The sequence below is a fragment of the Maribacter sp. 1_2014MBL_MicDiv genome (assembly GCF_001865655.1).
GTDB lineage: Bacteria > Bacteroidota > Bacteroidia > Flavobacteriales > Flavobacteriaceae > Maribacter > Maribacter dokdonensis.
This window is the reverse complement of sequence record NZ_CP011318.1, coordinates 4,245,862-4,271,258: the sequence shown is the minus strand read 5'-3', so window position 1 is coordinate 4,271,258 and position 25,397 is coordinate 4,245,862. Positions and strand designations below refer to the sequence as shown.

Sequence of the window (25,397 nt, the reverse complement as noted above, 5' to 3'; positions counted from 1 at the left end):
ATACATCTCTTTATTATTGGTAATTGAACTATATGTGTTCATTTTGCTTTAGAAGAGGAAACGTTTGGGTTACTATGTTTTAAATAAGGTTTAAGTTTATGGAATTGTTAAAATTCCATCTCTTGTATTATTTTAATTAGTAATTTTGCGTGTAATGAAGAAGTTAGCTCACAAATTTATTTCTGTTGCAATGGCAGTTGTAGTGCTTTTATCTACAATGTCATTTAGTGTAGATATGCACTATTGTGGAGATATGTTGGTTGATTTTTCTATCATGGAGCAAGTGAAGACTTGCGGTATGGAGAAAGTAAAAACTGATTGTGAGAACACCACTATAACTGAAAAATCTTGCTGTACAGATACTCAATTAGTAATTGAAGGTGCTGAAAGTATTAAAGTTTCATTTGATCAATTATCATTTGATCAACAGGTTTTTGTGGCTACATTCACGTATTCTTATATCAATCTTTTTCAAGGAATTGATTCTAAGGAATTTTCTTTTAAAGATTATCCCCCTCCGTTTGTCAAACAGAATGTGCAAGTGCTGCACCAGACGTTTTTAATTTGATTTATTAAATAGTTCCGGTTTTTGATCGGAAATTGAGCCCTACAGGATACCTGTTTTGGGCATGTTTTGTTTGTTATTGTTTTAACATCTAAACTTTTAATTCAACTATTTAATATCAATGATATATGCTAAATAACAGCATTAAATTTCTCATAGAGAACAAGTTGGTTGCTATATTGTTACTGGTCTTGTTTGTATGTTGGGGTATTGTAAGCACTCCTTTTAATTGGAATACGGGTATTTTACCTTCTAATCCGGTGGCAGTAGATGCCATTCCCGATATTGGCGAAAACCAACAGATTGTTTTTAGTAAATGGGAAGGTAGATCTCCTCAAGATATTGAGGACCAAATTACCTATCCATTAACGACAACCCTATTGGGTATACCGGGGGTTAAGACTATCCGTAGCTCATCTATGTTCGGATTTTCCAGTATATATATCATTTTTGAGGAAAATGTTGAATTTTACTGGACACGGAGTAGAATTCTTGAAAAACTAAATTCACTACCTAGTGGTCTGCTACCGGACGGAGTAAACCCCACTCTAGGTCCAGATGCCACAGGGTTAGGACAAATTTATTGGTACACTTTAGAAGGGCGTGATAAAGATGGCAATGTAACTGGTGGATGGGATTTACAAGAATTACGTAGCATACAAGATTATTATGTAAAGTACGGTCTTGCATCGGCTGGCGGAGTATCTGAAGTAGCGTCTATTGGTGGGTATGTACAGGAGTATCAAATTGATGTGGAGCCTGAAAAAATGAGGCAGTACGGTATTGGATTGGGAGATGTAGTTAAGGCGGTGAAGGAGTCCAATCAGGATATTGGAGTGCAAACCTTGGAGATGAACCAGGCGGAATATCTGGTTAGAGGTTTAGGCTATGTAAAATCAATTGCAGATATAGAGAATGCCGTAGTTACCTCAAAGGATTTTGTTTCAATACGTGTTAAGGATGTAGCTAACGTTCACTTGGGGCCACAAACTAGAAGAGGTATTTTAGATAAGGAAGGTGCAGAAGTTGTTGGTGGGGTTGTAGTGGCTAGGTATGGCGCCAATCCGTTAGAGGTAATAAACAATGTAAAGGAACAAATTGTAGAGATATCTTCTGGTTTGCCTTCAAAAATATTAAAGGACGGTCGTACATCTCAATTGACCATAGTACCGTTTTATGACCGTACGGAACTTATTCAAGAAACCTTGCATACTTTGGATGAGGCGCTTACCCTAGAGATTCTTATAACCATTCTTGTAATTATCGTAATGGTATATAATCTGCGTGCATCCATCCTAATATCGGGATTATTGCCCGTTGCCGTATTAATGGTTTTCATAGCAATGAAACTATTTAATGTAGACGCTAACATTGTGGCCTTATCGGGTATAGCTATCGCTATTGGCACCATGGTAGATGTAGGTGTAATCCTGGCGGAGAATATGATAAGACATCAAGAGGACGATAAACTACGCCTTAATGCCAATGGGGAGGAATACACTACCAATGAAATTATTTATAATGCCACTTCAGAAGTTTCTGGAGCCATACTAACGGCAGTTTTAACCACTATCATTAGCTTTTTGCCTGTATTTACAATGATAGGGGCAGAGGGAAAACTTTTTAGGCCATTGGCATTTACAAAAACCATGGCATTAACGGCATCACTGGTTATTGCACTTTTCTTAATACCGCCCATTGCCGCATTTCTTTTCAGAAAAAGAAGTATAAAAACAGGTACGGCCTATGTTGTAAACGGTCTTTTCGTTTTACTTGGTATCACTGCGGTTATATTTGGTTTTTGGTTAGGTTTACTGTTAGTTGCCTTTGGGATAATTGCTTTTTTAAAGTTGAAATCATTTATCTCTACAAGCCAAGAAAATCTTATCAATATAGGTGTTTCTACTTTAGCAATCGTAATGTTATTGGCAACGTATTGGAGACCACTTGGTTTTGATCGAAGTATTATTTTGAACTTGATTTTTGTCTCCATTATTTGCTTTGGTCTTTTGGGAGTTTTTGCAGTTTTTAGAAGATATTATGATCAAATTCTACGTTGGGCACTAAAAAATCGTTTGCTCTTTTTAACGATTCCCACTACCGTTTTGCTATTGGGGTTCTTGATCATGAGAAATACGGGTAAGGAATTTATGCCGGCACTTAATGAAGGTTCTTTCCTCTTAATGCCTACTTCTTTGCCACATGCCGGTGTAGAAGAGAATAAGCGTGTATTGCAGCAGTTAGATATGGCCGTTGCCGGTATTCCTGAGATAGAGACGGTGGTAGGTAAGTCCGGTAGAACGGAATCTGCACTTGATCCAGCTCCGCTATCCATGTATGAAAATATGATTCAGTATAAGTCTGAATATATGCGGAATAGTAATGGTGATAGACAACGTTACAAAGTAAATAATGATGGCTTGTTCGTTCTCAAAAATGGTCAGTTTGTCATTAACCCGAATAACAAGATTAATGAAGACGCCAGTTACAAAGCTTCACAGCTTAAGACAACTGCTACAAATAAAGATCTGATAGCGGATGAAGACGGATTATATTATAGAAATTGGCGCCCCGAAATTAACAGTCCAGATGATATTTGGAACGAGATCGTTAAAGTGACCAAATTTCCAGGTGTGACTTCTGCCCCAAAATTACAACCTATAGAGACCAGGCTTGTAATGCTACAGACCGGTATGCGTGCTCCAATGGGTATTAAGGTGAAAGGTCCTGATCTTAAAACCATAGAGAATTTTGGGCTGCAATTGGAATCTATTTTAAAAGAAGTAGATGGGGTCAAAAAGCAAGCTGTATTTGCAGATCGTATTGTTGGTAAACCATACCTGCTAATTGATATTAAACGTGATCAGCTAGCGCGTTATGGACTTTCTATTATGGATGTGCAAGAGGTGTTGCAGGTTGCCGTTGGGGGTATGCCATTAACACAGACCGTTGAAGGAAGGGAGCGTTACGGGGTAAGGGTTCGTTACCCTAGGGAATTAAGGTCCAATCCCGATGATTTAAAGAACATATATGTTCCTATAAAAAATGGGTCTCAAGTACCCTTGGGTGATCTAGTTACAATTAGGTATGAACAGGGTCCGCAAGTAATTAAAAGTGAAGATACTTTTTTAATAGGCTATGTATTGTTTGATAAATTAGATGGTTTTGCCGAAGTAAATGTTGTTGAGAGTGCCCAAGCTTTAATTGATAAGAAAATTGAAGAAGGCAGCTTAACGGTACCTCAAGGTATAAGTTATCGCTTTACGGGAACTTACGAAAACCAATTAAGAGCAGAGAAAACCCTTTCTATTGTGGTGCCCATGGCATTATTGATCATTTTCTTGATCTTATATTTTCAATTCAGGTCGGTAACCACATCCTTAATGGTGTTTACGGGTATAGCGGTTGCTTTTGCCGGCGGGTTTGTAATGATCTGGCTTTACGGACAAGATTGGTTTTTCAATTTTAGCTTGTTCGGTGAAAATCTGCGCACACTTTTTAATATGAAGACCATTAACTTAAGTGTGGCCGTTTGGGTTGGTTTTATTGCCTTGTTCGGTATTGCTACAGATGACGGCGTGGTCATGGCAACCTATTTGACCCAGACATTTGATAGTGAGAAACCTACGGATAAGACCGGAATTAGAAAAGCAACTTTAGAAGCTGCAGGTAAACGTATTCGTCCTTGTTTAATGACTACCGTAACCACAATATTGGCATTGCTACCGGTATTGACATCCACAGGAAAAGGTAGTGATATTATGATACCTATGGCAATTCCAATATTTGGAGGAATGATTATAGATATCACTTCATACTTTTTAGTTCCGGTATTGTTTAGCTGGAAAAAAGAATATCAACTTAAAAAATTAAACAGATGAAAAATAGTATACTAAATATCTGTTTTTGGTTTGTTGTTCTTTCCGTAAAAGCACAACATGTTCAAAAGTATATAGAAGAAGCGGTTGAAAATAATCCTGAGATTCAATCTCTGGAATTAAGATATCAAATTGCGGATGAAAAAGTAAATGAGGCGGCTTGGATTCCTAATACGGAAATAAGTGCCGGCTATTTTGTAAGTGAACCGGAAACTAGGGTTGGCGCACAACGTGCAAGGATAGGGGTAAAACAAATGTTGCCATGGTTTGGTACAATTACCGCCCGTGAAAATTACGCTACCTCAATGGCAGATTCGGAGTATGTGGAAATCGTTATCGCAAAAAGAAAATTGGCGCTATCGGTATCCCGATCATATTATGAGTTATTTCTAATTCGTTCAAAGCAAGGAATACTTGAACAAAATATTCAACTACTACAAACCTATGAGCGCCTGGCATTGACCTCGGTACAAGTGGGAAAGGCTTCTGCGGTAGATGTTTTACGATTACAGATTCGCCAGAATGAGCTACAACAGCAAATAAAAATACTAGAAGAAGCTTTTATTTCTGAACGGGCAGCCTTCAACATTTTACGCAATAGAGAAGAAAATTCAGCTGTGGAAATAGTTGCCTTATTGGAAATTCCCAATGAAGATTTTGATATAGATACAGAAAAACTTGCCCTTAACCCAGAGCTATTAAAATATGATAAACTTTATGAGTCTGTTGTAAAATCAGAATTGCTTAACCAGCGTGAAAGTGCACCTGCAATTGGGTTTGGTATAGACTATTTACCGGTTAGCGAACGTACCGATATGGACTTGGATGACAATGGTAAAGATATTTTAATGCCCATGGTTTCAGTTTCAGTACCCATTTTTAATCATAGGTATAAATCTATTTCCAAGCAAAATGAATTACGAAAACAAGAAATAGAATTTCAAAAGAATAGTCGCCTTAATGTATTGGAGTCTGCTTTTGCAAAAGCGATATCAGAACGTAACCAAGCTAGGATAGCCTACAACATTCAAAGTAAAAATGTAGCACAGGCCAAAGATGCCGAGCAAATTCTAATTGCCAATTACGAGACCGGCACAATTGACTTTAATGATGTTTTGGACATACAGGAACTACAGCTCAAATTTGAGTTGAATCAAATAGCATCTATTCAGCAATACTACCTGCAATCGGCAATTATTAATTACTTAATAGACTAGGCTATGGACAAGAAATTATTTGTAAAGAATATGGTGTGTAGTCGCTGTATTAAAGTCATTAGAAGTGAAATTAAAAAGTTAGGTATTACATTGAAAAACATTGAGTTAGGTTCAATTACTTATACAGAAAGTTCTAATGATGACTTTGTAAATATACAATCGGCATTAGAGCAAAATGGTTTTGAAATATTACTTGGTCAAGAGCAACGATTGGTAGAACAAATAAAAATTGAACTCATTAAGTTGTTACAAACATTACCGTTTCATTTAGAACATACACTGTCTAAGTATTTAGAGGGTTTAATGGGCTTGGAGTATTCAAAAATCAGTAAGATATTTTCCGTGAATGAAAATGTTACTATTGAAAAATACTTTATAAAACTTAAGCTGGAAAAGGTGAAAGAATTGGTGCAATTGCAAGAATACAACTTTACCGAAATTTCACAATTACTTGATTATAGCAATGTAAATCATTTAAGTAGGCTTTTTAAGAAAGAAACAGGTATGAGTTTAACGGAATATAAAAACAATCAGTTGAATAGAAGAAACACCTTAGACGGAATTACGTAGATAAGAACCATAATTATGACACAATAAATTTTAATTAGTGCATAATTTTATTTGGAAAAACTAGCATATGAAAATCAATAAAATACTAATGTTTTTAATAGCCTTGACTTATGGAGTTTATGGTCAAGAAGAACAAGGTAACGTTAATAATCTTCCAGTAAGAGAGCACACGATTACATTACGTGAGGCTACTGTTAATAAGGCGGGAAAAGATGTTATGGGTATGACCGTTGACGGTACAATTCCTGGTCCAACTTTAGAATTTACAGAAGGGGATTACGCGGTTATATATGTAAAAAATGAAATGAGTGTAGAGACTTCTGTGCATTGGCATGGTCTATTGCTACCAAACTTTTATGATGGAGTACCATATTTGAACACGCCGCCTATAGAACCGGGACATACTCAAAAATATGAGTTTCCGATAAGGCAAAGTGGAACCTATTGGTACCATTCCCATACTATGTTACAAGAGCAAAGTGGTGTTTATGGTTCTATTGTTATAAAGCCAAAGGAAAAAACTTTAGAGTATGACAAGGAGTTGGTTTTGGTGCTTTCTGACTGGACTAATGAAAAACCTATGAACGTACTTAGAAACCTTAAACGTGGAAATGAATGGTATGGCATTAAAAAGGGAACGGCTACACCCTTGAATCAAGTTATTTCTCGTGGGGCTTTTGGGGCACAATTAGATTTTTGGCGACAACGTATGGAAGGTGCGGATATTGCAGATGTATATTACCCAGCTTTTTTAATTAATGGGGAAGAAAGTATTGAATATTCCCAGTTTAATCCTGGCGAAAAAGTGCGTTTAAGAATTATAGACGGGGCAGCATCTACATCATTCTGGATGACCTTTGGGGGCAGTGATCCGTTGTTAGTGTCGGCCGACGGTCTTGACGTAGTACCAGTTAAAAAGAATAAAACATTTATAGGGATAGCAGAAACATATGATTTTATTGTGACTATTCCTGCAGAGGGCAAAATAGAATTCAAGATTATGGCGCAAGATGGATCGGGAACGGCATCCGCGTTTCTTGGTACTGGCAGAATTTTACCAGCTCCTACAATTCCTAGACCCGATAAGATTGGGATGATGCAGAAAATGGCAAAAATGGATATGAAAATGGGGGCTCATGCCTTGAAGTTTCGTCCTAAAAAAGATGAGCGTTTTGAGATCAAGGCCGAATATGGAATGCAAATGGATAAAATGGAGCATTCAAAAACGGCAGAAATGGATATGAAGAAAGATAAACCAATGTCTGGTATGAATATGACCAAAGACTCAATGTCAATGTCTATGGATCATTCTAATATGTCAGGAATGAATATGAAAAAAGAGCAGACTATGCCAGCAATGCAAATGGAGGGTATGGATATGTTTGCCGAATATAATTATGATTACTTAAAGTCGCCTGAAAAAACTAGCTACGACAAAAATGTTCCCGTCAAAGAAATATTATTAAATCTTACGGGTAATATGAACAGGTATATCTGGAGTATGAATGGAGTACCATTATCTGAAGCCGACAATATTAAGATAAACAATAAAGAGGTTACTCGTATTACTTTCAATAATCTTACCATGATGCACCATCCTATGCATTTGCACGGGCACTTTTTTAGGGTACTCAATGATAATGGTGAGTATTCACCTTTAAAGCATACTGTAAATGTACCGCCCATGCAACAGGTTACTATAGAGTTTTATGGTAATGATGGCGATGAATACGGTGATTGGTTTTTTCACTGTCATATACTTTACCATATGATGGGGGGTATGGCTAGGGTAGTTTCTTATGATACACCTAGAGATCCTAGAATGAAGGATTTTCCGGTCTCCAAAATTATAGATGAAACAAATGAATGGTATTCTTGGGGTATGGCGGATCTGGCTTCCCATACTAGCGGATTTAATTTGGTTACATCAAATATTAGAAACCAATTCAATGTTACACTTGAGTATGGTTGGAACCAAAACTTGGAAGCTGAAGTTACGTATGAATATTATTTACATGACTATTTGCGTGTATTCGGAGGGGTAAACATGGAAAATGAAATTCAGGATAGTTTAGATGAATTAAGTACAACAGCTGTTATAGGTGTAAGGTATTTGACTCCGTACCTGTTTAATTTAGACGTTCGTACAGATAATAAACTAAGACCCCGTATTGGTGTTGGTCGTAGTGTAATGATATTTCCTAAGCTATCTATTTTCGGATATTATGAATACCAAATTGATTTAGGGTTGGTCAATGACCTTCCAATGAACAAAGACTACGTTTCAGAAACTGTGTGGAGTGCGGGAGCGGAATATATGCTTTCCAGAAATTTTTCACTAATGGGTAGTTATGACAATCGTTTTGGAGCGGGAGCAGGATTATCGGTAAGGTTTTAATCAAATAATGAATATTAAATAAATAAAAATGAAAACAAAGAAAAGAAGTATAGTTTCAGTAGCATTGCTTGCTACTATAATGTTAACGGTGTCATGTAAAGACGCAGATAAAAAGGCAACACCTTCGGCTAAAGAAAATGTAGAAAAGCAAGAGGATATGGGGAAATCAGGGACTATGGGCAGTGAACAAAAGGCAAGCTCAGAAATTATTCTAGAAGATTACTTCAACTTAAAGAATGCTTTGGTCCAAGATGATAATAATAAAGCCCAAAAGCTAGGCGGTGCACTTGCGAAATCATTGGGTAACCTTAATAGATCGGCATATACAGAAAGTCAACAGGTAACCTTAACGGATATTATTGAAGATGCTATAGAACACTCGGAGCATATTTCGGAAAGTGATATAGCCCATCAACGCGAACACTTTAAAATACTGAGTAAGGATATAACCGATATGATCGCTATTACAGGTAGTGAAAATACATTGTATGAGCAGTTTTGTCCAATGTATGATGGCGGTACAGCTTGGTTAAGCAAAAATGAGGCTGTACTTAACCCATATTATGGTAGCTCAATGTTAAAATGTGGTAAAGTACAGAGAGAAATCAACTAAGTGAAAAAGATAAAATTCATAGCCTACATAGGTCTCGTTGTATTAGGGATTATTCAATTTTTTCCTACGGATAAGAATGAAAGCAACTTGATTCTTGATACTGATTTTATGAAAGTGAACAAAGTGCCGTTAGAGGTTGAGAAACAGATTAAGGTGTCTTGTTATGATTGCCATAGTAATAACACGGTATATCCTTGGTATAGTAATCTGCAACCAGCGGCATGGTTCTTAGAAGATCATATCAATGAAGGTAAAGTAGAGTTGAATTTTAGTGAATGGGGAGCATATTCTAATCGAAGAAAGGTTAGTAAGCTGCAATCAATCATAAAACAAATTAAAAATTCAGAAATGCCACTTTATAGCTATACACTAATGCATAGAGATGCAATTTTTTCTGAACAAGAGAAATTAATGGTAATTGATTTTATGAGTAGGTTAAAAGATAGTAAAGAATAAAGTCCTGATACAGGAAGTGTATTTCTTATGTTAATGGTTAGTGTTTAATCGCTTCCGTATCAGGCATTTTTTAAGGTTTAATAGCAATTATTTTTCGGTTCAGGTTAAGCTGTTCCCTATTAATTGTTGAATTTATGGTAGTCCAAGTAAGGCGTTATAGAATCGGTTTTCTATGCTACACCTTATGATTAAGAAATTAAACTAAAGTGCATTATGAAACACGTTTATCACATACACGGAATGACATGTAACGGATGCCGAAGTCATGTTGAGCAAACACTTTCAAAAGTTGATGGTGTTACCAATGCATCTGTAGATTTAGAAAAAGCGGAGGCAACTATTGAAATGCAATCGCATATTCCAATAGAGACTTTTCAGAACGTGCTGAAGAAAGAAGGCGGTACATATTCTATTCATGGTTCTAGTGAAGACTTTAATAAGGATGTATCTAAGAAAGATAACCATGTAAAGAAATCAAAGAAGGGCAACGGCACCTTTTATTGTCCCATGCATTGTGAAGGTAATAAAACATATGATAAGCCGGGTGATTGCCCGGTTTGTGGTATGGATCTGGTTGAAGAACAGAACCTCTCTTCTACATCATCAGAACAGTGGACTTGTCCTATGCACCCAGAAATAGTTAAAGATGAAGCGGGCTCATGTCCTATATGTGGTATGGATTTGGTTCCTATGGAGGCTGATAGTTCTGCAGAAGAGAAAACCTATAAGAAATTGCTTAAAAAATTCTGGATTGCATTAGCGTTTACCTTGCCCATATTCATTATTGCTATGAGCGAAATGATTCCGGATAACCCGTTATATAAGGTTATGCCCCAGAAACTATGGAACTGGATTCAGTTTGCCTTATCAATTCCGGTGGTGTTCTATGCTACGCGCATGTTCTTTGAAAGAGCGTATAGAAGTATAAGGACATGGAATCTTAATATGTTTACCTTAATTGGTATCGGTGCCGGTGTCGCATGGCTTTTTAGTGTCTTTGGTATGTTGTTTCCAGGTTTTTTTCCAGCACAATTTAAAACGGAATCCGGTGCAGTGCATGTGTACTTTGAAGCCGCAACGGTGATATTGACGTTGGTATTAATGGGTCAGGTATTAGAGGCCAGGGCACATAGCAAAACAAACTCTGCGGTAAAGGAACTATTGAAACTTGCCCCAAATAAAGCCATAAAAGTTGTGGATGGCAAAGAGGAAGAAGTAGCTATAGATACCATTGAAAAAGGAGATGTTTTACGAGTTAAGCCAGGTGATAAAATTCCTGTAGATGGTAAGATTACTGAAGGAGACACTACTGTGGACGAGTCCATGATCTCTGGTGAACCCATACCGGTAAATAAAACCGTTGGTGATCATGTCAATAGTGGAACCATAAACGGAAACCAATCTTTCTTAATGCAGGCGGAAAAGGTAGGCAGTGATACCCTTTTATCTCAAATTATCCATATGGTGAACGATGCTAGCCGTAGTCGTGCGCCTATACAAAAGTTGGCCGATACCGTTTCCGGGTATTTTGTGCCGGTAGTTGTCCTTGTTTCCCTAATAACATTTGTAGTATGGGCGATCTGGGGTCCTGATCCTGCTTATGTTTATGCCTTGGTCAATGCAATAGCAGTTTTAATAATTGCTTGTCCCTGTGCTTTAGGGTTGGCCACGCCCATGTCAGTAATGGTCGGTGTTGGTAAAGGAGCTCAAAACGGGGTACTCATTAAAAATGCTGAAGCACTTGAGAAAATGGATAAGGTAAATACCCTTATTGTTGATAAAACAGGTACCATTACAGAAGGAAAACCAACTGTTGATAAAATAGGGGTTTTCTCTAAAGATTATACGGAGCATGAGATTTTACATCTAATTGCATCTCTGAACAACTCCAGTGAGCATCCACTGGCCCAAGCCACGGTAAAGTATGGAAAAGAGAAACAGGTAGAGATATCTAAAACAGAACAGTTCAATGCCGTAACAGGTAAAGGGGTAGAGGGTAGTGTAGACGGTAAGTCTCTCTATTTAGGCAATGCCAAAATGATGGAATATGCAAATGCATCGGTATCGTCACAAATGCAATCAGAAGCTCTAGACCATCAAAAGCAAGGTAAAACAGTTTCATATTTAGCGGTAAACGAAGAAGTAGCAGGGTATGTTGTTATTGGTGATAAAATTAAACCCACTAGTGCAAAGGCCATAAAAGAACTACAGGATAAAGGCATAGAGGTGATAATGTTAACCGGTGATAACCACAATACGGCACAAGCTGTTGCCGGTGAATTGAACCTTACCGATTTTAAAGCTGAAATGTTACCCGAGAATAAGCTCAATGAAGTTGAAAAATTGCAAGAACAGGGTAGGGTTGTGGCTATGGCCGGTGATGGCATTAATGATGCTCCTGCCTTGGCTAAAAGTGATGTGGGTATTGCCATGGGCACAGGAACGGATGTTGCTATTGAAAGTGCCATGATCACATTGGTAAAAGGAGATTTACATGGTATTGTAAAAGCTAGAAACCTTAGTCATAAAGTTATGCAGAACATAAAACAGAATCTCTTTTTTGCTTTGATTTATAATACCCTTGGTGTGCCTATAGCTGCGGGAGTGTTATTCCCATTTTTTGGCCTACTGTTGTCGCCAATGATTGCGGCTTTGGCAATGAGTTTTAGTTCTGTATCGGTAATTGCAAATTCATTAAGGTTAAGAGGTTCGGATTTAGATTGATAGATAAAATGGTAAAGCGTAAAACGGCATTAAGAATAAGAAAAGCACATAGGTATTTGGGTATCTTTTTAGGTATTCAGTTTTTGATGTGGACTATTAGTGGAATGTATTTTAGTTGGACGGATATAGATGAAATACACGGGGATCATTATAAGAAAGTAGTTCCTGAACAGGCATCTTTTTCAAATTTGATAGGAAGCTCCCAAATAGATGTTCAAGAACCTATCAAAACTTTAGAATTGCTTGAAATTGCTGGGCAACCGTATTATTGGATCAACAATACAAAGCTCTTTAACGCACGTACAGGGGCAATAAAAGAAGGGCTCACAGAACAAGAGGCATTAAATGTTGCTGACCGCTTTATGCTTTCTGACTTAGAACTTGGGCAAATACAGAGAATTGATGCTGTGGGCAAGCATCATGAATATCGCGGAAGACCTTTACCTGCTTATGAAATTTCTTATAAGACAGATAAAAACTTAAAGGCTTATGTAGCTGTCAACAATGGCAGGTTTCAAACAGTTAGATATAGAGATTGGCGCTGGTTTGATTTTCTTTGGATGACCCACACTATGGATTATCAAGGCAGGGACAATTTCAACAATATAATACTTAGAGCCTTTTCCCTTTTAGGATTGATTACCGTTGGTAGCGGATTTTTACTGTGGTATACAAGTTCGCCTACTATTAGGAAAATTAAAAAGAAGTTGAATTAAAACTAAAAAATCATGAAAACAGAAGAACATAAAAATCATAAAATGGATACCAATAACTATACAAAATTTGCACTGATGCTAGGGGCATCGTTTGTGGCCATGTACATCACCATGTACTTAAATACCTATGCTATAGACCATGTTTATTTTAGTCTCACAAGGTTCTATATGAGTTGTTTGGGTATTTCTACCATGGCATTGATCATGTTTTTTGCCATGCGTAATATGTATAAGAACAGAAAGAAGAATATGGTTATCATCTTTGGCAGTATAGCTCTGTTTTTAGGTGCTTTGGGCTTGGTTAGGGTACAAGCGCCCATTGTAGGCGATGTGTTGTGGATGAAGGCAATGATACCGCATCATTCTATTGCAATTTTAACCAGTGAACGTGCAGATATTCAGGATCCAGAGGTCAAAAAGTTGGCCAATGATATTATCAAAGCACAAAAAAAGGAAATTGAAGAAATGAAGGCAATGGTCAAGCGCCTTGAAAACGAAAAATAAGTATGAAGAAAAATGTTCTTTACCTAGTTGCCGCCGTGTTCGTAGGGTTGCTTTGTGGCTATTTTATATTTGGCACTAATTCTACTGCCCCGGGTGAAAAAGTGCACAATGATCATGACCATGAAGAGGTTGGATCCAGTGAAATGTGGACCTGTTCTATGCATCCACAGATCATGCAGCCAGAACCAGGCGATTGCCCCATATGTGGTATGGATTTAATACCTGCGGAGACAGGTGCGGACGGACTTTCGGCCAACGAAATTAAAATGACCGAAAATGCCATTGCCTTGGCAAATATTCAAACAACGATAGTAGGATCGGTTGCTGGTGCATCTGGGGATAACAGTATTTTACTTTCCGGTAAAATTGTACCCAATGATGAGAATAATGCGGTACAGGCCAGTTATTTTGATGGTCGTTTAGAACGTTTACATGTGAATTATGAGGGGCAAAAGATACAGAAAGGCCAGCTATTGGCAACCATTTACTCCCCTAATTTGGTTGCGGCACAACAAGAGCTTTTGACCACGGCAACCCTAAAAGAATCTCAACCGGATTTATATGAAGCGGTGAGGAATAAATTGAAATTGTGGAAATTATCCGATGCTCAAATTGCCGCAATTGAAACTACAGGTAAGGTTAAGGACAATTTTCCGATCTATGCTACGGTAACCGGTACCGTTACAGAGGTTACGGCTAGGGAAGGGGACTACGTAAAACAAGGTCAGCCTATATTAAAAGTGAGTAACCTTACAACGGTTTGGGCAGAATTCGATGCTTATGAAAATCAAATATCAAGTTTAAAAGTTGGGCAGAAAATAAAAGTAGTATCAAATGCTTATGCTGCAAAAGAATTTGAGGCAACGGTATCTTTTGTAGACCCAATTTTAAGCAATGCTACCCGTACGGTCATTGTTAGGGCCATTCTTAAAAATACAAATGATTTATTTAAACCGGGTATGTTCGTTACCGGTAAAATCTCTGGTGACAACAACCATAATGAGGAAATTATAACCGTACCTGCAAGTGCTGTAATGTGGACGGGGGAGCGGTCTTTGGTATACGTAAAAACTAGTGTGGATCAACCCATTTATGAAATGCGGGAAGTAAAGATCAACGGAAGAAACGGTGAGAACATAAGTATTGCAAGCGGTTTACAGCATGGAGAGGAAATTGTTACCAATGGTACGTTTACCATTGATGCTGCTGCACAGTTACAGGGTAAGAAATCTATGATGAACAAAATGGGAGGTAGGGTAATGACCGGACATGAACATCATACTGGGATGGAAGCTACTAGTAATAAAGCTGAAACATCATCTCATATAGAGATGGAATTTTCAAAGTCTTTTCAAGATGATTTTTCTAAGGCCTTGCATACCTATTTGGAAATGAAAGATGCATTTGTTTCTGGTGAACCCCAGCAAATTACTTCTTTGGCCAAAAAAGCTGTAGCTGCTTTTGAATCATTACCCAAAAAGGATTTGGGTACACTTGAAAAAGAACATTTGGAAAAAAGTATAGCCATGTTCTCGGCAATTGGTAATAGTGGCCATCTAGAACAACAAAGGGAACATTTAGTAGTCTTAAATGAACATATGGTAGCTATGGCCATGAATTTGAAATCACCTTCAGAAAATTTATACGTACAACGTTGCCCTATGGCCAATAGTAACCAAGGTGCGGTATGGCTAAGTCTTGATGATGAAATAAGGAACCCATATTTTGATAGTGGTATGTTAACCTGTGGTAGCGTAGTACAGGTGATTCAATAGATCTTAGAACTTAAAATTGTAATGAAAAAGCAAATTAAAGAATTTACAGGTGCAATTTTAGTACAGTTGCAACCTAAAAAAGCTGAATCCCTCATAAAAAAGGGAATCAGTTTTAATGTGGGTAATGAACTTAATTTAAATGAGCGGCTAATGCGTGCAGCCCTTTTAAAACAAGCTGAGAAAAATAAAGATTTCAATCTACTGGCCAACTATCATAAAAACTTTTGGGAGCAAACCGGCAGAAAATATTTTTCTGAGAAAGAGAGTGTATTAAACAATTTCTTTTTGCCACATTGCTTACCTGTATTTGAAATGCTTAAAAAGCTTCTTAAAGCCAGTCCAGAAAAATACCATACCATTATAGAAATAGGTACGGGTAACGGTGAGGTTCTAGAGTATTTGAGTAGACAGTTTCCGCAAATAGAAAAATTCATTGGTATAGATTTAAGTACTGATCAAATTGAATTTAACACAAAAAAATACCAGCAATATCCAAATATTGACTTCGTAGCTGCAGATGGTGCTGAATGGATCAGAGAAAACGGAACGGATAATATAATTATTATTACTTCAGGTGGTGTTTTAGAGTATTTTACACAACAACAATTAAAGCATTTGTTTAAATATTTAAACCTTTTGAAAAACACTATCTTCATTGCCATAGAACCCATTGGGGTAGATGTTGATTTCACTAAAAACCCAAATTCGCAGCCTTATGGAATAGAGCGGTCATTTTCCCATAACTACACACAGCTTTTTGAAGATACAGGATTTAGCTTATGGTACCAATCCGTGATAGAAGGGGTGCAAAAAGAAGCTGATTTTGGAGTGTTCGGCGCCATAAACCTTTAGGGAGTTTCTTTACATTTTAGATTATATTTGATCCGAATAACCAAACCACAACTAAGAGAATACCGATGACCACAAAAATGATCAACTTTTTAAAAAAGTATGAAATCTGGGTATTTTTAACCCTGGCGCCATTGTTGAACTTTGTGATCACCTTTGCAAAAAGTAAGGGGATTATTGAGTTTTTTCCATATACCAATGGTAGGTTTTATGCACTGTTTTTCTTGTTAGTATTTATAGTGAAAATTACCAAGGGTAATGAAGGTATCAAGAATTTGTTCAGACCAATGGCAGTGTGGAAGATACACCCTAAATGGTATTTGTTTAGTTTGCTCTTTGCATTTACCATAGGTCTCATCACCTTATCGATCAAAGCCATATACCATAATGAAATATCTTTTCTTCAGTTCCAATTGTATATACCCACTTTAAAATTTACGTTGTTCTTGTTATCATGGGCATTTTTGGGAGAGGTGGTCTGGATCGGGTATGCCGTGCGTGTACTGTCTAAGAAAATAAATCCGTTTTTGGCAACTCAGATTATTGGTTTTGTATGGTCTTTATGGTGGTTGCCGTCTGTTTATATTAATGTGGGGGTTATAGAAGATCTACCGGTGTGGCCCTTATTCTTGAATATGATGGGCGCAGCAGGTATGTGTGCCATAGTATATTCAAAAACTAAAAGCGGTATTTGTGTTTTGGTGATACAATCTATGTTGAACATGTCTTTGGTATTATTACCAATTTCTCCAGATGCCGGTGATTATACGTATACCATATTTGCCGTATTATATTTTCTGATCATGTTGGTGTTTATGTATTTTATGCCGCTTCATATTCACTCAGAACCTAAAAAGGTTTCTTAGTTTGAAATTTGCTAACGTGAACTTATAATTATCCAATGGATGAAAAGTTGGTGAGATGATGTTGGTGGACTTATAAGTTGGATTTTGAATTTTTCTAATAGGGATGAATTATGTAACTAATAGTAGGTGTTAGAAATTCTATTTTACATACACGAGCTTTAGAATTATCCTATGGATGATTTAAAAGTCGGTGAGATGATGTTGGTGGACTTATAAGTTAGATTTTACAATGTTTATAATAGGGCTAAAATAAGTAACTAATAGTGGGGTTATTAAATATTCTATTTTACATAATATAAATTATAGTACAAATATAGTAGTTTAGTGGATAGCGCATTTCCGCGCTATTTTACATAGTTACGTTATAAGGCCCGCAGAAGAATTATAACAAAGTAATTATGTAAAAACGAAACTACGGTAAGTTCCACTATATTCTAATTGAGGCAGCCGCTTCATCTCGCCGCAAAATAATATCAGCCACTGGCTAATTTTATTTGTCACGGGTTATGTAAAATTGCCGCACAGCCAAACGCTCGATTGCTTTTTTAAAATAAACGCTAAATGGCGTTCATTTTAAAACACAATTTGCCAACGCTTGGCCAGCGCCAAAAAAAGCAAAACTTTTAGATTCTTTTAGAATATGAGATTTATGAGAAACTATGTGCCAATAAATTTTTCAGAGAATTCTCGGTAGCTTGCCACGGCATAAATTTAGAAGATTGAGAATCTTTTAAATTTTGAGCGAGATGCAGCGCTGGCATTAATTTGTGAAATTTCTGTACATTTGCTACCACTATCCTTTGTTTCCACAATTATTGGATTTCCGACCAACACGGTATAATTAGATAGGACAGTGAGAATGCGTATAACGATCAACTACATTACTAACAACGCACTAGTTGTTATTAAAAGTCCAGCTGTAATCCGCAACTAGTTCATTGAGCTTTATTATCGTTGTAGGGTCAATATCTGCGAACCCAGGAGTATTTTGATAATCAATATATCCATTCATGGTCGAATTTAAAATCGCATGGTCATAGATTTGTGAAAGTATAATATCTAGCTCTGCAGCACTAAATTGATTCGCCCCTATATGAGCAACAAAAACTTTAGAATTAGATATCAAATTCAGCTCGCTTAGCATATTATTTTCAACCGTCAGGTATTCAAGTTTTGTATTGCTAGACAGGTTTAGAGTACTTAGTTGGTTGTCATCAATATATAAACCATTCAAATTCAAATTAGTTGATAAATCGATACTTGTGATTTGGTTTAGAAACAAATCGATACGTCTTAATTCTGGGTTATTGGAAACATCCACACTCGTAATTTGATTACCACCAGCAATAATCTCAAGGAGATTCGGGTTTTGGGAAATATTTATAGCTGTTAGGGCATTATAGTTTAAATTAACAAGGTGTAGGTCTATGTTATTGGAAAGGTCTATCGAATTCAATTGATTTTCCCACGCATTCAATACGAGCAGCTTGCTATTATTGGATACATCGAGGTTCGATAGTTGATTTGCTGTGACATTTAGGTTTTCTAAATTTAAATTTGAAGATACATCAATACTAGTTAAAGCATTATCATCCACAAAGACTTCTTTCAAATTTGGGTTGTTAGTAAGATCAATACTCGACAATGCATTTCTGCGTAAAGACAAGTTTTCTAAAATCGTATTCTTTGAGATATTGATATCGGTCAATTTACCCGTATTAATGCTCAAGTCCTTCAATAAGATTAATTTGCTCACATCAATACTTAATACGTTGGTTTGATATTGATAGGTTTCGTTTGGAATTTCCCCAATGAAACTTAAGGTTTCAATAGCAGCAACAGGTCCACTTATGTTTATTGTAAATTCACCGTTTTGAGCATATGTATGCGATATCTCGTTTTCGATTCCAGACCCGTTAATAGTGGATACGTATTCTTCTACAGTACCATCCCCCCAATCTACTAAATAGATGGACCCAGTGATTGATTCTAATTTTAATGTCTTTGTTGTAAGTAACTCAGAATCATCGACAACCATACTAAAGAAATCAGAATTTTTAGGGAATGTTAAACTTAATCCTGTATACCCAAAATCAATGGACGTATAACCCGCCGTATTGATGTTTTCAGTAACAGTTTCCCTCGTTTCATCGGAAGTTACTACAAAATCAAAGGGTAATGGTTTAGTCGTGAATTGGGCTAAGACGGAACCTTCTTTTGGGGCAATTAATATTACAACATCATTTGCATCGGTAACAATGAATTCTGTTACTGTATAAGTGCCAGCCTCTAAAGTAATTTCATTAGTTATATAACTGTCACCATCTTTTACCAAAACAACTTTTTCTCTCGTAAGAATAGAATTTCCACTAGCATCATTTATACTCATAAGAACAAATGCGGGGTCTAGTTTTTTTTGGTTTCCAACGGATTGGTTTTTTGCAGTTAAATCCTTATCCTCGATTCGAAATATTTGTTTACCATTTAATGCTATATTCGGTTCATCTACTAACGTTGGTCCATCGTCTGAAGAACATGAAATTATAAAAACGGACAACAAAAGAATATATAGTATTTTTTTCATGATGTACGAGACTTAGAATTGTAAATTACTAAACTTTAACGTAAAACTAATAAGCAAAGTATTAGGCTTATATACAATCTGAGATTCCAATTCCACACACATTGCCCTCCCTCCTCTCGTCGGTCAGTTAATAAGTGTTCCATTACCCTTTCAGAAGAACTATTTAGAAGAAAAATTTAAGGAGAGTAAATTGCCAAATACTTTGCTTTATCCAAGCAAAGTTACATAACGCGGAACATTATAGTACAAATATGGTAGCTTTGTGGATAGCGCATTTCCGCACTATTTTACATAGTTACGTTATAAGGCCCGCAGGAGAATTATAACAAAGTAATTATGTAAAAACGAAACTACGGTAAGTTCCACTATATTCTAATTGAGGCAGCCGCTTCATCTCGCCGCAAAATAATATCAGCCACTGGCTAATTTTATTTGTCACGGGTTATGTAAAATAGCCGCTGCCTATGAGCTCATTGCTTTTTAAAATCAAATTGCTCTGGCAATTTATTTTACACACAATTGTCCAACGCTTGCCAACACCAAAATAAAAGCTAACCTTTTTGCACTTATTAAAAATCACGTATTCCAAAAGTGGATTGCCACAACAGCATAAAATTTTTGATGAAAATTTTTTGAGGCTAAGTTTACATTCAAGACTCTATTTTACATAATAATTAACAACAACTGTTGTTTTTCTGAATTGGCGGACAAGCAACTAATCCATACGAACAATAAACGCAACAATCACCTTCTTTAGGTTTTAATGTTTCTTTACAATTTTCACATTCATAAAAGAACTGACAATTATTTGTTGGCATTTCTTCTTCTTTCTTATGCCCACATTTTGGACACGTAATTGTTGATTTTAATTGTATTTCCTCCATCATTCTATAATCTTATAACCGGTTTTTCCTATGGCATCTTTAATTTCTTTAGTAGTCACTTTTGTTTTGTCGTATTTGACAATTGTATTCGCTTTTTCGTGATTTGCGTTAACTTCAATTATTCCATTGAGTTCATTTACTTCACTTTCAATATGTACTTCGCATCCGGTACAAGTCATTCCTTTAATCTTGTATTCAACTTTACTCACATTAGTTTCTGATACGTAAACTACTTCCTTATTTATATTTGGATAAAATATTTGAGTGTAATATGGAAATGCAAGCATTAATCCCGCAAACAACGTAACTAAAAGCAGAAATTTTTTTGAGTTAATAAATTTTGACTTTTCGTCTTCACATTCACAATCAATTTTTTGTTTTTTTGGCTTCAAGATTTGATACCAAGCTATTGCTAATATTAAAAGTGTAAGCGCAATTAAGAAAGGTCTAAACGGTTCAATCCAAGAGAATGTTGATGCTATTCCACTTGTTCCTGCTAATAAAGCTAAAATTGGCGTAATACAGCATAATGAAGCTGCTATTGCAGTTATAATCGTTGTCCCAACTAACTTCTTTTCTGAAATCATAATTTATCTTCTAGAACTTTATTATTGTCTAATATTTTAAAAAACGGAACCAATAATGATATTTTTTCTTTCTTAATTGAATAGAATATAGTTTGTGCTTCCTTACAGGAGAAAATAATATTTCTGTCTTTTAATTTTCTTAAATGCTGTGAAATGGCAGAAACATTCATTTCTAAAATATCACTTAAATCACAAACACAAAGTCGTTCCTCTTGATTCAGCAAATACAATATCTTTAAACGAACAGGGTTGCCAGTTAAACTTAAAATGTTAGAAAGTTCATCAAAAGAATTTTCCATTTTTTGAACAACTTGCCTACAGTTCATTATTTGTTTAGCGTCGGCTTCTAATCTAATGCAAATGGCTTTTTCCATAGTTCAAATTTAATATTATTAACGTATTTAAGCAAATACTTAAATACATATTTAAATATTACTTCTATAGTCAGTCCATACACACACTTACATATACTCATAAATACATTACACCGCCCTCCTACCGTCAGGCATTAATAAGTGTTTACTTACAAAATATTTATTGTTTTTTAAAGAAGTTCATGAACCTTGTACCTCGGTTTTATTACATTTTATAAGAGTCTATTAGAAAAAATTTATAGAAGAATAATATCTAATACTTCTTTACCCTAGAAAATGCCAAAACGCCTAATAACAAAATAGAAAAGCAGTATAATCAGACGTTAAATACAATAGTAATAAGTAATTATATTCTTTAAGCGGATCTTTCAAGCTAGCAATATATCAACAGTAAACATGCTTACTTCTTTGAAGTCTGCTCCAAATAAGTGCTCTCAAAGATTTTATCTGCATTTGCAGCTTCAAAGCCTTCCCTTCTATGCTCTCTTTGTATTTTATTCTTATCTAAAGATGCAAATTCTGGCAATATGGATCGCTCCGCAAATTCCACATAACTACCTGAAATTTTCATGGTTTCGTTATGGGCAAAAGTGGCATCTACCATTTCGGCTACCGAACTACTTTGGCGTAATAAACCGTCCTTACTGGTTTTTATTTTTCCACCAGAGGTATTAAGCACAATCCCCAATCCTTCTAAAAACTCATTAAATACTTCCAAAGAATTATATGGGGAAGGTAAGTCATGAACACTAATGGTGTAGTGATTTAAATAGTAACGATTGTAGATGACCCAAGCGGCATATTCGCTTTCTTCCGATAATTGTTGAAAATGGGCTAAGGTTGGCAACTTCCATAACGGCTGATAGAAAAAATCACCAACTGCTTTTGTATCGTCCAAATCAATGGTATCTATAGGGTCTGTGTTGATGGCGTTGGTATATTCAGAAATGATACGTTGCGCTTTACTAGATAGATCTTGTACTCTTAGCTCACTAATAAAAATTCTAGGATACTCCGGGCTTGGTGGTGCATACCAATAGGCATCTAGTTTTTTACCTGGAAAATAATAGGAGTCCATTTTGGTATATCCGTAATGCAAAAATATCTTTTCAAAAGAAGAAATTCCTAAATTAGGAACACCTAACGTTCTAAAAGCAATATGATCATTAACGATTTCATCTTCGTTAGAAATCATATCGGCATCGATCATTACCTTGGAGATTTTTTCTACATCGGTAACGCTTTTTTTATAGGGAAGAAACAAAGCGGTCAACACTTTAGCTAAAGAAGTATTTTGTTGAAAATTCATAGCAACTAGGTATTAAAACTAAATATTAGATATAATTATTTTACAAAGTTCTTACCTAATTTGACAATTAACAATTAATATTGTACGTTTATTGATAAGTATGACTAATCAATTAGAATTTAGACATCTCCACTATTTTTTGGTGTTGGCAGATAGGTTACACTACCGTGAGGCAGCAGAGAAATTGTATATTTCACAATCTGCTCTGAGCCAACAAATACAGCGTTTAGAGTTTATTTTGGGAAAAAGTCTGTTTATACGCAACAATAGAAAGGTGCGTTTAAGTGCTGAGGGAATTCTTTTTAAACAAGAGGCAATGCTGATACAAAATCAGGCTACCGTGTCCATGGAACGTTGGAAATCTGCAGTATCTGGCAAACAAGGATTGCTTAAAATTGGATTTGTAGCTTCTGCAATGCAAACATACTTGCCCACTATTATCAAGAAATTTACCGAAACGCACCCAAATATTGAATTTTACCTGAACGACCTTAGTAACACCGATCAACTTTCCGCTTTGGAGGCAGGCAGAATTGATATTGGGTTTATACGCTCTAATATTGTTCCCACTACACTGAAAATTAAGTCGGTCTTTAAAGAAAAATTCGCTTTGGTATTGCCAAGAGATCATGCAATTTCTACATCTAATTTTAAGGATGTATCGCAATTGTCAGACGAGTCTTTCATCTTATTGCCAAACGAGAATAGTCAAATGTACTATGACCAAATTGTAGCGCTTTGTAACGATTATGGATTTGCTCCTAAAATATCTCATCGATCAATTCATGCCCCTATGATTTTTAAGCTAGTGGAAGGCGGATTGGGTATTTCTATAGTACCCAACTCCCTTAGGGATGACCACAATACTAAAATTAAATTCATTGAACTGAATAATGTACCTCAGGAAACCGAGCTGTTTGCCGTTTGGCCCCAAAAAAACACAAATTTGGCTTTACCCTTTTTTCTGGAGATGCTGTAAGGCAGTTCTATTCTAATAATACAATCTAAAATCTAACAACTTACAGACATTGTAATGTCTTTGGTGTAGCTCCTCTACCACATCGAACATATTATCATCTTCTTTAAAAAGATTAAAAAAGGCTTTATCCAGGTTGGCACTGCTAACGCCGTTAAAAGCATTACCATAACCAGAGACGGCTTTTGCGTTAGTGATGTCTAAAAAGTACTGGGCTTCATCCTCGTCCAAATCTAATATTTTGGCGTTGGAGAAATGCAGGATCTTGCCTTTTAATCGGCCTTCAAAAATCTCTGCAATTTCCTGTAAGGTGTAATAGTAATCGTTTAGGCAAATACTATTGGCTTCACCATGCATGACCAAATAGATTATTTCATAATCCTTAAAATTATGATCATCTAAGACCAGTGCGTTTAGACTGTCCTCTAGACCTTCAATAGTATCGCATGTTTTATAAATACTTGCAATACCATATTTCATGGCCAGTTGTTCCAAGCTTTGTTGCGCTTCGGTCAGCAATTCGTTTTCTATATCTTCGACACCTTCTAAACAGTAAATGAAATGGTCTTCATCTGTTAATTGGGTTTGGGGTAATTGTCGTCTTTTTTCTAGCAAGCTTTTGTATTATCTGGGGTGTATGAAATACAAAATTACAGCAACTGTTGTATTCTTTTTAGCGTTTTTGGGATAAACTATAATTGTTTTAAAAAGTTTTTTACGGCATTCCAATAGCCATTATTGTCCTCAAACTTTTCCCATAACGCTCGCGAACCATGATTTCCTGCTGTTGCCGGTACATAGGTTACTTTTGTTGTAGTTGGTATCGCTTGGTTTATGGCGGCCCAATTATCCTGTTCGTTTTGTGCGGAAGTAATAAACGTAGGTACTTTAATGTGTGCGGCACTATTTTTTATGAAATCGTCTTTGCCAAAATATTCTCCGGGAGAAAATGCCATGGCAGCGTCTATCTGATCAGGATGGTCACCTGCATATTTAAGTACCAAAGAAGAAGAATAGGAACTGCCCCAAATAATGATTTTCTTTGGTGAATATGCTTTTTTAACATAAGCTACGGTTGCTTCAATATCTTGATAAGCATCTAGGTATGTGGTCTCCTTCCCTGCCGCGACCGCTCTTTGATTGGTCTGGTTGGTCACGGAATTTACCGCTCCGCCAGAACGTTGGTCAATTGCCAAGCAATTATAACCCAAAGTGTTTAGTTTGGGTGCTATTTCTTTATATTCTCCACGGCTCCACCCTGCTTGATGAAAAAGGAGTATAAAGGTTTCGCTCCCTTTGTCTTTATAATAATCTGCAGTAATCAGTAAACCGTCTTTAGAAGGAAAGTCTATAGTTTTCTGAGCGAACATACAAATGGAGCTTAAGCTTAAGACAAAGGAGAAAATCGTTTTCATAAATAGTGTTGTTGGTTATACGAGTATGAGTCTGCCTTTAGGGTATTTGCTTACATGTAGTGGTAACTATATATTTTTAATTTTATAGATAAAGTGTATTTGTTTTGGGATGGTGTAGTATAAAATTAAAGCACTGT

The 25,397-nt window shown here is 36.2% G+C and carries 21 protein-coding genes; 14 read left to right on the top strand and 7 right to left on the bottom strand.

From position 1 onward, the window contains the following. Positions 1 to 154 precede the first annotated feature (154 nt). From YQ22_RS18120 to YQ22_RS18060, 13 genes are all read left to right on the top strand, one after another. On the top strand, positions 155 to 568 hold the full coding sequence (locus YQ22_RS18120) for an HYC_CC_PP family protein (RefSeq protein WP_071342328.1): 414 nt from the start codon (positions 155 to 157) through the stop codon (positions 566 to 568). A gap of 125 nt (positions 569 to 693) precedes the next feature. Beyond that, positions 694 to 4,446 carry an efflux RND transporter permease subunit gene (locus tag YQ22_RS18115; protein WP_071342327.1) on the top strand — a complete coding sequence of 1,251 codons (3,753 nt, stop codon included), beginning with the start codon at positions 694 to 696 and terminating at the stop codon, positions 4,444 to 4,446. Further along, complete coding sequence (locus YQ22_RS18110) at positions 4,443 to 5,660, top strand: TolC family protein (RefSeq protein WP_071342326.1); 1,218 nt, start codon at positions 4,443 to 4,445, stop codon at positions 5,658 to 5,660. The genes YQ22_RS18115 and YQ22_RS18110 overlap by 4 nt, the downstream gene beginning before the upstream one ends. Before the next feature lie 3 nt (positions 5,661 to 5,663). Then, complete coding sequence (locus tag YQ22_RS18105; protein ID WP_071342325.1) at positions 5,664 to 6,230, top strand: helix-turn-helix domain-containing protein; 567 nt, start codon at positions 5,664 to 5,666, stop codon at positions 6,228 to 6,230. Between the two features lie 67 nt (positions 6,231 to 6,297). After that, entirely contained in the window at positions 6,298 to 8,628 is a 2,331-nt protein-coding gene (locus tag YQ22_RS18100) for a multicopper oxidase domain-containing protein (RefSeq protein WP_071342324.1), read from the top strand. Positions 8,629 to 8,656: 28 nt separating this feature from the next. Further along, the gene (locus YQ22_RS18095; RefSeq protein WP_071342323.1) at positions 8,657 to 9,241 is read left to right on the top strand and encodes a DUF3347 domain-containing protein; all 585 of its coding nucleotides are present in this window, start codon (positions 8,657 to 8,659) and stop codon (positions 9,239 to 9,241) included. Beyond that, positions 9,242 to 9,697 (top strand): heme-binding domain-containing protein, encoded by a 456-nt coding sequence (locus YQ22_RS18090; protein WP_071342322.1) that lies wholly within the window; start codon positions 9,242 to 9,244, stop codon positions 9,695 to 9,697. A gap of 213 nt (positions 9,698 to 9,910) precedes the next feature. Next, positions 9,911 to 12,421 (top strand): heavy metal translocating P-type ATPase, encoded by a 2,511-nt coding sequence (locus YQ22_RS18085; RefSeq protein WP_071342321.1) that lies wholly within the window; start codon positions 9,911 to 9,913, stop codon positions 12,419 to 12,421. 8 nt (positions 12,422 to 12,429) lie between these two features. Continuing rightward, on the top strand, positions 12,430 to 13,137 hold the full coding sequence (locus tag YQ22_RS18080) for a PepSY domain-containing protein (protein ID WP_071342650.1): 708 nt from the start codon (positions 12,430 to 12,432) through the stop codon (positions 13,135 to 13,137). 12 nt (positions 13,138 to 13,149) lie between these two features. Continuing rightward, positions 13,150 to 13,641 carry a DUF305 domain-containing protein gene (locus tag YQ22_RS18075; protein ID WP_071342320.1) on the top strand — a complete coding sequence of 164 codons (492 nt, stop codon included), beginning with the start codon at positions 13,150 to 13,152 and terminating at the stop codon, positions 13,639 to 13,641. 2 nt (positions 13,642 to 13,643) lie between these two features. Next, positions 13,644 to 15,416 carry an efflux RND transporter periplasmic adaptor subunit gene (locus tag YQ22_RS18070; RefSeq protein ID WP_071342319.1) on the top strand — a complete coding sequence of 591 codons (1,773 nt, stop codon included), beginning with the start codon at positions 13,644 to 13,646 and terminating at the stop codon, positions 15,414 to 15,416. A gap of 21 nt (positions 15,417 to 15,437) precedes the next feature. Then, positions 15,438 to 16,268: a class I SAM-dependent methyltransferase gene (locus YQ22_RS18065; RefSeq protein WP_071342318.1), complete on the top strand. Its 831-nt coding sequence runs from the start codon at positions 15,438 to 15,440 to the stop codon at positions 16,266 to 16,268. A gap of 65 nt (positions 16,269 to 16,333) precedes the next feature. Continuing rightward, positions 16,334 to 17,131: a CPBP family glutamic-type intramembrane protease gene (locus YQ22_RS18060; protein WP_071342317.1), complete on the top strand. Its 798-nt coding sequence runs from the start codon at positions 16,334 to 16,336 to the stop codon at positions 17,129 to 17,131. An 895-nt stretch (positions 17,132 to 18,026) separates the two neighbouring features. Here the strand turns inward: YQ22_RS18060 and YQ22_RS18055 are convergent. From YQ22_RS18055 to YQ22_RS18040, 5 genes are all read right to left on the bottom strand, one after another. Next, positions 18,027 to 19,715: a hypothetical protein gene (locus YQ22_RS18055; RefSeq protein ID WP_071342316.1), complete on the bottom strand. Its 1,689-nt coding sequence runs from the start codon at positions 19,713 to 19,715 to the stop codon at positions 18,027 to 18,029. 674 nt (positions 19,716 to 20,389) lie between these two features. Beyond that, a complete protein-coding gene (locus YQ22_RS19355; RefSeq protein WP_083414353.1) occupies positions 20,390 to 20,599 on the bottom strand; it encodes a GDCCVxC domain-containing (seleno)protein in 210 nt (69 codons plus the stop codon). After that, complete coding sequence (gene merTP, locus YQ22_RS18050) at positions 20,599 to 21,186, bottom strand: mercuric transport protein MerTP (protein WP_071342315.1); 588 nt, start codon at positions 21,184 to 21,186, stop codon at positions 20,599 to 20,601. Before merTP ends, YQ22_RS19355 begins: the two co-directional genes overlap by 1 nt. Beyond that, a complete protein-coding gene (locus tag YQ22_RS18045; RefSeq protein ID WP_071342314.1) occupies positions 21,183 to 21,560 on the bottom strand; it encodes an ArsR/SmtB family transcription factor in 378 nt (125 codons plus the stop codon). The genes merTP and YQ22_RS18045 overlap by 4 nt, the downstream gene beginning before the upstream one ends. A gap of 400 nt (positions 21,561 to 21,960) precedes the next feature. Further along, positions 21,961 to 22,869, bottom strand: a complete 909-nt coding sequence (locus YQ22_RS18040) for a DUF1338 domain-containing protein (protein ID WP_071342313.1) — start codon at positions 22,867 to 22,869, stop codon at positions 21,961 to 21,963. Positions 22,870 to 22,969: 100 nt separating this feature from the next. Here YQ22_RS18040 and YQ22_RS18035 point away from each other — a divergent pair, with 100 nt between their 5' ends. Next, a complete protein-coding gene (locus YQ22_RS18035; protein WP_232231238.1) occupies positions 22,970 to 23,848 on the top strand; it encodes a LysR family transcriptional regulator in 879 nt (292 codons plus the stop codon). 12 nt (positions 23,849 to 23,860) lie between these two features. Here the strand turns inward: YQ22_RS18035 and YQ22_RS18030 are convergent, their stop codons facing one another. Beyond that, complete coding sequence (locus tag YQ22_RS18030; RefSeq protein ID WP_071342311.1) at positions 23,861 to 24,460, bottom strand: DUF6642 family protein; 600 nt, start codon at positions 24,458 to 24,460, stop codon at positions 23,861 to 23,863. A 77-nt stretch (positions 24,461 to 24,537) separates the two neighbouring features. Further along, the gene (locus tag YQ22_RS18025) at positions 24,538 to 25,260 is read right to left on the bottom strand and encodes an alpha/beta hydrolase (protein WP_083414297.1); all 723 of its coding nucleotides are present in this window, start codon (positions 25,258 to 25,260) and stop codon (positions 24,538 to 24,540) included. Between the last annotated feature and the right edge of the window lie 137 nt (positions 25,261 to 25,397).